The organism is Achromobacter semiaridum (assembly GCF_053543755.1).
This window is the reverse complement of sequence record NZ_JBLVOL010000002.1, coordinates 67,977-75,214: the sequence shown is the minus strand read 5'-3', so window position 1 is coordinate 75,214 and position 7,238 is coordinate 67,977. Positions and strand designations below refer to the sequence as shown.

Genomic DNA, 7,238 nt, shown 5'->3' with positions numbered 1-7,238 from the left:
CCAAGACGCCGATGGTCTTGGCCCGCCTCAACAACAACGGCTTACTTCACCAGGTTCCAGGCCTGGGTCCAGTAGCCGCCCTTGCCGGGCTCGTAGTGGAACGGCGACTGACCGCACCAGTTGGTGTAGGGCCACGGCTTGCACTCGTAGACCTTGCCCAGGTTCGTCACACGCTCAAGCGCCTTGTAGGCCGTGCCTGCCTTGTAGGCGGGCGGCGTATCGCCGGTGCCGCCATTGCCGCCATTGCCGCCTTCATCGACAACAACTTCCGGCTTGCCCTTGACGGTCACAACGTGGGACGCGTCCGATGCGCCCTTGTCATTGCGCGTGGTCAGCGTGAACGCGTACTGCTGGTCCTTGGTCTGCGTCGGCGCCACAAAGCTCAGCGTGGGTTGGTCCTTCACCGCCGCCGTGATGCCGGCCGGCACGGTCCACGAGAACTTCAGGTCGGTACCCGTCGAGGCCGATCCCGACAGCTGAACCTTCTGACCTGCTTGCACATTCACCGGACCGGTGATGCTCGACAGCGGCGGGATCACCACGGGATCCGGCGTGATCACGGCCGCTTCCTTGGTCACCACGAAGTGGTACTTGCTGCCGTCCATCGAATAGACGTGCGACTTGTCCACGCCCACGATCGGCGTCACGGTCTTGCCGTCGGCGCCCAGTTGGCCGATGCGCACGCGCTTGGACGAGCCGTTGACGGCATTACCCAGCGCTTGCGTCCAACGCTCGCCCTGGGCGGCGTTCTCGTCCAGCGGCAAGCGCAGCTGTTCCAGGTATTCGCCGTTGCGCTTGGGATCAGCCAAACGCTAGACCAGCGAGTCGCCCACCTTGGTTTCACCGATGGAGTACAGCGCGCCGATGTCCGACGGCTTGATGACGTTGCTGACGCCTTCGATGTTCACGTCGCCGCAGGCACGATAGGATTCGCCCGAGGTCACGCCATCGCCCACGTGGTTCGTGTTCCAGACGCTCATGATCAGGTGACGGCCCGTCTTGCCGGCGGGCAGCGTGCAGCTGTATTCCTGTTCGCCGCCTTCGCCTGCGGCGGCGGGCGTGAAGTCGCGCTGTTCGCAGAACTTTTCGAAGTCGGAAAACTGCAGCGGCTTGGTCGAGTCGTAAGGCATCTTCGTGATGAAGAATTGCAGCGACTTCGTGCGGTGGGCCACGGTGTGGTTCCACTTCAGCGTAACGTTGCCATTGGCGTCCGGCTTGAGCGTGGTGATGGGCCATTGAGCCAGCGCGTTCAGGCCGCGATGCGAAGGCTTGGTGCCGCCGTCGCACAGGCGATCGCCCGGCGTGGTGGCCACGGTGTTTTCGCCACCCGGCTTCTGCCAGACTTCACGCCAGTCATACACGCTGCCGCCTTGCGCCTTGAATGCAGTGCAACCTTCGCTCTGGCTGCCTGCGTGGCAATGCAGAATGCGCGCTTTGGGATGCGACATCGTGCCGTGAGCCAGGACCGAACCGGATACGGCTGCCAGCACCAATCCACCCAGAATAGTTATTTTGAATTTTGCCATTGGTTTTAATACTTCAGAGAGAGGTTTGAATAATCACCTTCCTTGCGACAACACACGCAGGGCAAGGTGAATTCATTCTCGGCCGGAAGCCCATTGACAATCAAAGTTAATAAACGATTCCTTAAAGCATTTTCCCCACACGCCATTTTCCAAACGATTCCCACATAAAAAAATCCCCCGCGCTTGCGCGCGAGGGATCAGGAACTTCGTTTTTCCCGTTATGAATTACGGATTACGGATTATCAAAGAAGGTTCAGTAAACCTGAGAGCCGTGTAGTGAAGCGAGCTTGATTACTTCACCAGGTCCCAAGCTTGCTGCCAAGCCAGGCCCTTGCCCGGTGCGTAATGCAGGGGCGAAGCGCTGCACCATGCCGTCACGGGCCAGATCTTGCACTCGTAGACGTTGCCGGCGTTGGTGACCTTGTCGCCAGCGGCGTAGGTGGTGCCTTCCTTGTAGGCCGGGTATTGGCCGGTCTGGCCGCCGTTGCCGCCTTCGTTGCCGCCGTTGCCGCCGGTGTTACTACCGTCAGTGCCGCCGCCGGTTTGGGCTTGCTTCTTGACCAGGACCGAATGCGTCTTGCTCGACGAACCCTTTTCGTTCGTGACCTTGACGGTGAACGAGTAGGACTTGTCTTGCGTCAGCGTCGGAGCGGTGAAGCTCAGGTCAGCCTGGTTCAGCGCCGAAGCGGTGATGCCGGCAGGAGCCGTCCATTGGAACTTCAGCGTGCCTCCACCGTTGTTCGAACCCTTGGCCGACAAAGCAACGCGCTCGCCAGCATTGGCCGAGGCCGGGCCGGTCAGTTCAGCCTTGGGCGGGTTGATGACGACGGGAGGCGGATCCACGGGTTCCGGAGCCTTCTGGTCAATCGCGAAGCCCACCTTCTTGTTCAGGCCATAAACCTGGTTGTCGGTTTCGCTTTGCTGCGGCACGACTTGGCCGTTCGTCCCCATCTTGCCGACCTTGATCACGGACGACTTGTTGTTGACTTCCTTGGCCAGTGCGTACATCCACTGAGCCGGCTTCTCTTCACCGGCCTTGACCGTAATCGAATGGCTTTCCAGATCGCCGGTGCGGCTCAGATCGAATACGCGCAGCGTCATCTGCGCACCCGTGTTTACCTGGCCGCCTTGCAAGGCGCCACTGGCTTGCCATTGCACGTTGGCAGGCATCACGTCCACGTTCGAGCAAGAGTAGAAGCCTTCCTTGGCGTCGCTCGGGTCACGTTGCCACACGCTGTAGATCACGCGCTTGCCGGTAAAGTGGGCGGGAATCTTGACATCCAGCGGCGTAACGGAGTTCAGGGCTTCCGGGCGCGGCAGAAAGCCGGAGTCGCCAATCAGTTCCAGATCGTCCCAGCGCAGGCCGCGCTTGGGGTCGTAGCTGTCCTTGCTGATGTAGGTCTTGAAGTACGTGGTGATGTGCGGTGCCGTTTGCAGATACTTGAACTGCGCATTGCCGTTGGCATCCGGCGTAACCACCGTGGTGGGCCATTCGTGATCGCCATCCAGGTCCTTCCAACCTTCCTTTCCGCCCGCGCACAGCAGGCCATCAGCGATGAGTTCCTTGTGGTTGTTGAACGCGCCGCCGATCAAGTTTGACTGCCAGTTTCCGATAAGGTCGGACGATTTGGCGCAACCGGAGAACTTGGGATTGTTCCAGGGGGTATCAAACTTGTGGCAACCATATTCCCGGCTCGGGGGATCAATCATGGAACCGTGAGCCGAAGCGGTCGTCGGCGCCATGGCCATGAGCACAGCCTGCGTCAGCGCCGCGACCGGCAAGCCAAGCTTGGCGGCTGCACCGCGCAATGTGGTTTTAGTCATCAAATATCCTATGTTTAGTGGATTGTTTTTCGCATTCTCATGAACCGGAAATCACACGGAACCCGTGAAAGCGAAGCCATTATTCCCGGCGCTGGAAATCGGCAAAACCATTCTCAACACACTATTAAAAGCAGGTGTTGCATTGCTGCCGCATCGCATTAAGGACGCGAAAGAAGCACGATGGAAAGGGTCCAAACGGCCAAAAAAAAGCGCCACAAGGGCGCTTATTCATGAGGCCGGGTTAAGGCCGGTTCGATAGCGGGGCCGCGTTTCCTGGCGATCTCCTTCCACACACGGCATCGGCATCAGCGGAAATGTGAGTGAAAACTCGCTTCCCATCCCGGGACGGGAGCTGACCGACAATTTTCCGCCATGTGCATCCACCACCGTGGCCACCAGCGCCAAGCCCATTCCAACGCCCTCGCGGCTGCCGGGCTGCACCTGGAAAAAAGCCTCGCACAACTGCGGCATGACCGCATCGGCAATGCCGATACCCTGGTCGATCACGCTGATGCGGGCCATATCGCCCTGGCGCTTCAGGCACAAGGTGATGCGCGTGGACGGGTTGGAATACTTGATTGCGTTGTCCAGCAGGTTGATGACCGCGCGTTGCAGCATGCAGTAGTCGCCCGAGACCCAGAGCTTTTCCCCGCATTCGCGGATCTGCACGTCGATGCCCTTACGCTCGGCCAGCAACAGGGATTGGTCGGCGGCTTCCTGGCCTACGTCCAGCATCGAGACGGGCAGGAAATTCTCCTTATCCAGGCGCTCGGCGCGCGACAGGTGCATGAAGTCCTGCGCCACTGCCAGGCTGTACTGCGCCAGATCGCGCACGGATTGCGCAAAGGCCTCCTGTTTGGGGCAGTCGCTTTCGGCGCTTTGCTTTTCCACCATCACCAGAATCGTCGACAACGGGCTGCGCAGGTCATGCATCATTTGCAGCATCACTTCGTTATCGCGAGCGCAGTTCGGCTTGGCGGGGGATGCAGCCGGCGTAGCCGCCGACGCGGGGGTGCGTGCCAGGACCTGCTCACGGCGTGCCCTTTTCGTGGCCATGCGCCAGCGAACTACGCTGATGTACGCCAGCGCCACGCCCACCAGGGGAGCCACCATGGGCGTCCAGCGGCGTGCGGTGATCACGACAAAGGCGGCCAACAGCCAAAAACCGATCAACCAGCCCAATGCCCGCAAGCGCATTTTCGACTGCCCCGCAATCACGCTGAACAGCGCCAGGCCCGCCAGGATTCCGAAGTCGGCCAGCACGCCGGGCGCCGCCGAGGTCAGCGGCTGCCCGTCGCTGGGCATGGCGTAGCACAGCAAGATAATGCCCAGGTTGCAGAACAGCAGCGCATCGTTTTTTCTGGCGCCAAGGCGCGCATAAGGCCAAATCAGGAATTTCATCGTCAGGCTCGAAAAGTGGGTCGCGATGCGGCAGGCGCGCGGTCGGACCGGCAGCGCACATAAGGCGCGGGCTGCGATTGGAATGGGGGATGTTGCGTGAACTACCGAAGCAGTGCGGCACACAGGCCGGGGCGAACGCCCGCTGGCTTAATACATGCGTTCCAGGCGATAGCCGTAGTTGTACACAGTGGCGATCACATAGCCATTGCGCGAGCGCAGGCCCAATGACGAACGCAGGTTGCTGACATAGGTTGCCAGGCTGGCGTCGTACTTGCGGTCGACGGTGCCCCAGATCTGCTGGCACAAGGCGTCTTTGGTGATGATGCGGCCGGGGCTGCGGAACAGCATCGTGGCCAGGTCGAATTCTCGCGTCGGCAGGCTGACCGGGCGGCCGTCCACCGTCAAGGTCTTGGCTTCCAGGTTGAACGCAAAATGCCCTACCTGGAACTGCAACGCCGTGGCTTCCCCGCGTTGCGACTTGCGCAGCTGAGCACCCATGCGGGCCAGCAGCTCACGTTCGCGCACCGGCTTTTGCAGGTAGTCGTCAGCGCCCATGTTCAAGGCCTGCACGATGCTTTCTTCGTCGTCGCGCTGCGTGAGCATCAGGATGGGCATGTTGGGCGCCAGGTTGCATCGCGCCCACTTCAGCACCGCCAGGCCCGACGCGCCGGGCACTTCCCAGTCCAGCAGAACGACATCAACCTTCTGTTGTTGCAACAGGGCGATGAAGCCGTCCCCATCGCGACGCGAGAACGCCTGGTGGCCGTGGCTTTGCAGCAGTTTGGTGACCCACTCGACCTGAGTGGGCGAATCTTCAAGAATGGCGACGATCATTGAGTCAACTCTTATGTAAGCGCAATTCCCGAAGACTTTTATTATTACGGCAATCACAATTGATACCCCGACAGAATGATTTCATGCTGGGATAGACACAACAATAAGAAATTTCTCAAAGCCAAACTGGGAAAGCCAAATGTCAAGATATGACAACAAGGGCTTGATATGGGGATATTCCTGAAGGATTACTGGCAAACAGACCACGGATTATCAAGAACGTTCCGACAAGTTTTTTATCTGTCCTTTTATATTCCTCGTTGTCGTGGTCGCTTCAATTAACCCCCATGAACACAAACTTCCAGTCCTGATAACTAGATTTTCCTGACATATCCCCCACTTCGGCATCGAATCCATCCTGTTTGATGGGTTTTCTTTCCGACAGGCTATAAACCCCCATGATCCCGCCGTCCGGCGATTTCACGATGCCCCATTCCGTACTGCCGGTTATCGGATCGGCATACAGCCGCCGCAGATGCCTGCGGGTAAACGACACGCGGTCATCCTTGAGCAGCGCCTCCATGGTTTTGGGATAAGCCGGCGCCGTGCCGGACAGGTAATACGAGGCCAGCGCGCGTTGATACTGCGTGCCGACGAACAGCAGCTCGGCTTCCTGGTCGCGCAGCTTTTGCATAGACCATGGTTGAACCACGGCCGTCAGGCCCGTGGCCACCGCCATTACCAGCATCAACACCGTCAGGTAACCGAAGCCCGCCTGACGTCTGGTCCACGCACCGCGATCACCACCGCGCATAATCCAGCCCATCCAACCCCCTGCCGGTAGCGCCGCTGATTACATCATTCACGCCCGGCGCGTCCCCGTTCTGCGGCAGCCAGCTGTCGCGTTTTCCCGTCACCGGGTCCATCGGAAGCTCGCGCAGGTATTTGTCCGTGACCAACGCATCCAGTGAATCGGGATTGTTGCCATGGTCCGCGCGGTAATCGTCGATGGCATGGCGGATTGATTGCAGGTTGTGACGCAACACCGTTTCCCGCGCGCGGTCGTTGCTTTTGAAAAACGACGGCGCCACCAGCGACATCAAGGCGCCGATGATGGCCATGACCGCCATCAGCTCGATCAGCGTAAAGCCGGCACAACCGCGCCTACCATTCTTTGTACGGAACGCCATTGAGGCCCCTTCGTTGACTTTTTGAACGCACATCGAACACATCACGTCCCGATGAAAACGCATCGACCGAACTGTCATAGCTTCGGGTATCCCAGGTGTCGGCCGCCGAGCGGTTCTCGCAGTTTTCACACATCGGGTCCTTGGGCAGACGGCGCAGGAAATACAGCATGCCGCCGTTGGGATCCGTCTTGTTCTGCACGCCCTTGACCAAGGATTCCAGGTCGGGCGGGTAGCCGCTGCGATCCAGCGGCTTGTCCACCTTGCCCTCGCGGCTGGCCTGGTAATACGCGTCGATGGCGTTGCGCAAGGTGTGCAGGCTCTGCCGTAGTTCGCGCTCATCCGCACGTTGCTTGACCAGCGCCGAGAACGGCAGCGCAACGCTCAGCAACAGGGCCAGCAAGGTCATGGCCGCCATCATTTCGATCAGCGTAAAACCCGATTGCTTGCGCATGTCGTGTCCTTAGAACGGCGGTGTGGTGAGCACCGCGTCCAGCGCCGGGGCGTCGCCGCCCGTTGCCGCGGG

Annotated in this window: 8 protein-coding genes; all 8 read right to left on the bottom strand. The window is 59.8% G+C overall.

The features are described from left to right. Positions 1 to 41: 41 nt before the first annotated feature. The 8 genes from ACNPP0_RS00480 to ACNPP0_RS00445 all read right to left on the bottom strand — a co-directional run bounded on the left by ACNPP0_RS00480 (position 42) and on the right by ACNPP0_RS00445 (position 7,166). On the bottom strand, positions 42 to 809 hold the full coding sequence (locus tag ACNPP0_RS00480; RefSeq protein ID WP_448704731.1) for a PKD domain-containing protein: 768 nt from the start codon (positions 807 to 809) through the stop codon (positions 42 to 44). Positions 810 to 812: 3 nt separating this feature from the next. After that, positions 813 to 1,526: a lytic polysaccharide monooxygenase gene (locus ACNPP0_RS00475; protein ID WP_448704730.1), complete on the bottom strand. Its 714-nt coding sequence runs from the start codon at positions 1,524 to 1,526 to the stop codon at positions 813 to 815. A 291-nt stretch (positions 1,527 to 1,817) separates the two neighbouring features. Continuing rightward, positions 1,818 to 3,350 (bottom strand): lytic polysaccharide monooxygenase, encoded by a 1,533-nt coding sequence (locus ACNPP0_RS00470; RefSeq protein ID WP_448704729.1) that lies wholly within the window; start codon positions 3,348 to 3,350, stop codon positions 1,818 to 1,820. Between the two features lie 228 nt (positions 3,351 to 3,578). Next, entirely contained in the window at positions 3,579 to 4,751 is a 1,173-nt protein-coding gene (locus ACNPP0_RS00465; RefSeq protein ID WP_448704728.1) for a sensor histidine kinase, read from the bottom strand. A gap of 147 nt (positions 4,752 to 4,898) precedes the next feature. Continuing rightward, positions 4,899 to 5,585, bottom strand: coding sequence for a response regulator transcription factor (locus ACNPP0_RS00460; RefSeq protein WP_332612680.1), 687 nt, complete (start codon positions 5,583 to 5,585; stop codon positions 4,899 to 4,901). Between the two features lie 274 nt (positions 5,586 to 5,859). Next, positions 5,860 to 6,351, bottom strand: coding sequence for a type II secretion system protein (locus ACNPP0_RS00455; protein WP_448704727.1), 492 nt, complete (start codon positions 6,349 to 6,351; stop codon positions 5,860 to 5,862). Continuing rightward, entirely contained in the window at positions 6,326 to 6,715 is a 390-nt protein-coding gene (locus ACNPP0_RS00450) for a type II secretion system protein (RefSeq protein ID WP_332612683.1), read from the bottom strand. Before ACNPP0_RS00450 ends, ACNPP0_RS00455 begins: the two co-directional genes overlap by 26 nt. Beyond that, a complete protein-coding gene (locus ACNPP0_RS00445) occupies positions 6,690 to 7,166 on the bottom strand; it encodes a type II secretion system protein (protein ID WP_332612684.1) in 477 nt (158 codons plus the stop codon). The genes ACNPP0_RS00450 and ACNPP0_RS00445 overlap by 26 nt, the downstream gene beginning before the upstream one ends. Positions 7,167 to 7,238 lie beyond the last annotated feature (72 nt).

Bases quoted from the DNA above. Each gene is read 5' to 3' on its own strand.
- ACNPP0_RS00475 (WP_448704730.1), bottom strand. From the start codon at position 1,526: ATGGCAAAATTCAAAATAACTATTCTGGGTGGATTGGTGCTGGCAGCC.
- ACNPP0_RS00470 (WP_448704729.1), bottom strand. From the start codon at position 3,350: ATGACTAAAACCACATTGCGCGGTGCAGCCGCCAAGCTTGGCTTGCCG.
- ACNPP0_RS00465 (WP_448704728.1), bottom strand. From the start codon at position 4,751: ATGAAATTCCTGATTTGGCCTTATGCGCGCCTTGGCGCCAGAAAAAAC.
- ACNPP0_RS00460 (WP_332612680.1), bottom strand. From the start codon at position 5,585: ATGATCGTCGCCATTCTTGAAGATTCGCCCACTCAGGTCGAGTGGGTC.
- ACNPP0_RS00455 (WP_448704727.1), bottom strand. From the start codon at position 6,351: ATGGGCTGGATTATGCGCGGTGGTGATCGCGGTGCGTGGACCAGACGT.
- ACNPP0_RS00450 (WP_332612683.1), bottom strand. From the start codon at position 6,715: ATGGCGTTCCGTACAAAGAATGGTAGGCGCGGTTGTGCCGGCTTTACG.
- ACNPP0_RS00445 (WP_332612684.1), bottom strand. From the start codon at position 7,166: ATGCGCAAGCAATCGGGTTTTACGCTGATCGAAATGATGGCGGCCATG.